Here is a 1678-nt window from a genome sequence, read left to right on the forward strand (position 1 = left end):
CTCAGGTTGCTGATAAACCCCCGTTTTTTCAAACGGGGGTTTTTTCTTGTCAGTTTGCAAGCCGATGTGCAGACCTTGATACCCACCGCCGGTAAAACTTTTGTGATGCGCACTGGGCTTGTTTGCGCTGCTCCCAGCCGCTCCTAGCTGCTTTAAAAAGCTGTAAAAGCCGCGCCAGCAGCAACGCGATCTTCTTCATGTTCTGCGCGCACGCTGCCAGCAGGCATTGCTCCGTCACCTTAGACAGACCCCGCATGCGCGCGTAGCGGTGGCCGTGCAACTGCTTGGCATCAGCAAAGCTGCGCTCTACTGTCTCTTTGCGGCGCGCGTATACCTTCTTTCCCCACTCACTCAGCCGTCTGGCATCTACCGCCGCTTTGGCCCACTCCCACACATGGCGCGTGACCACCTTGGTCATGTTGGCGCTTCGCGTGCAGCGCTGGCGCTGATCACAACCGGCACACTGCGCCGGGTCTGAGTGGTAGAGGCGGTAGCCTTGTCGGTTGGTGGTGCGGTAGTGCAACTGCTGGCCTTGCGGGCACAGGTAGATGTCTTGCTCGCTGTCGTAGCTGTACTGGCGTTTGTAGAAGTAGCCTGCCTTGTGGGTGGGAGTGCGGTAGCCCATTACAGCAGCGATACCTCTTTGCTCCAGGCCGTAGCAGACCTGTGGGGTGAAGTAGCCCGCATCGAGCCCGACGGCGTAAGGCGCCAGGCCAAAGCGCTCGCACTGGCGCTCCAGTCTTTTTATGTACGGCTGGCTGTCGTGCACATTGCCTGCGGTGACGTGCGTGTCGGTGATGATGGCGTGCTTGCTGTCGACTGTGCGGTGGTCCAGGTAGAAGAATCCCCTGGGCTTGTCGTCTCTGACCATGAAGCCGCTGTCCGGGTCGGTGCGGCTTTGCTTGATACGCTTAGTTTGCACGGCGCCGCTGGCTGCATCCGTGCTGGTGGCATCGGGCGCATCGCTGTCTGTGGCGCTCGCTGCGCTGCCGCCTCTGTCATCGTCTTCAGAATCTACCTCTGCGCCCTGCGCCCGCGTGCGGGGCTTGAATGGCTTCTTGCCTGCAGCTATGCGGTCTGCATCTATGGCCTCTTCGAGCTCTTGCAAATAGGCGCTTGCGCTGCACGCTACCTCCACCTCGTCGTGTTTGTTCTTGTTGGCGTTGGCCTTGAGGTGGGTGCTGTCGCTGTAGAGCACCTGGCCCTCTACCATTCCTCGACCAATGGCCTGGAGCACGATCTCGTCGAAGATCTCTTGGTAGATACCGCTGCCAGCAAAGCGGCGCCTGCGGTTTTGGCTGATGGTCGAAGCATCAGGCACTTTGTCCGTCAAGCGCAGCCCCAGAAACCAACGATAGGCCACGTTGACTTGTACCTCGCGCATGAGCTGGCGTTCGCTGCGAATGCCAAACAGGTAGCCGAGGAGCAGCAGCTTGAACAGCACTACCGGCTCGATTGCAGGGCGCCCGTTGTTGGCGCAGTACAGATGTGCAACCCGCTCACGGATGAAGGACAGATCGATAGCCGCTTCTATCTTGCGCACCAGGTGATCGGCTGGTACCAAGGATTCGAGTGTCACCATCTCCAGCTCATGCTGGTACGCGCTTGGCTCTTTAAGCATTCCCCCATTATGAAGAAAACCCGCCGTTTTTATGGGCGGGTTTGTCAGCAGTCTGAG

The 1678-nt window shown here is 59.0% G+C and carries 1 protein-coding gene; it reads right to left on the reverse strand.

Going from position 1 to position 1678, the window contains the following annotated elements; all coding sequences use genetic code 11:
• Nucleotides 1–49: 49 nt before the first annotated feature.
• On the reverse strand, nt 50–1621 hold the full coding sequence (locus WH265_RS24175) for an IS1182 family transposase (protein WP_339559921.1): 1572 nt from the start codon (nt 1619–1621) through the stop codon (nt 50–52).
• Nucleotides 1622–1678: the final 57 nt, after the last annotated feature.

Source organism: Comamonas sp. MYb396, from assembly GCF_037479555.1.
Taxonomy (GTDB): Bacteria; Pseudomonadota; Gammaproteobacteria; order Burkholderiales; family Burkholderiaceae_C; genus Comamonas.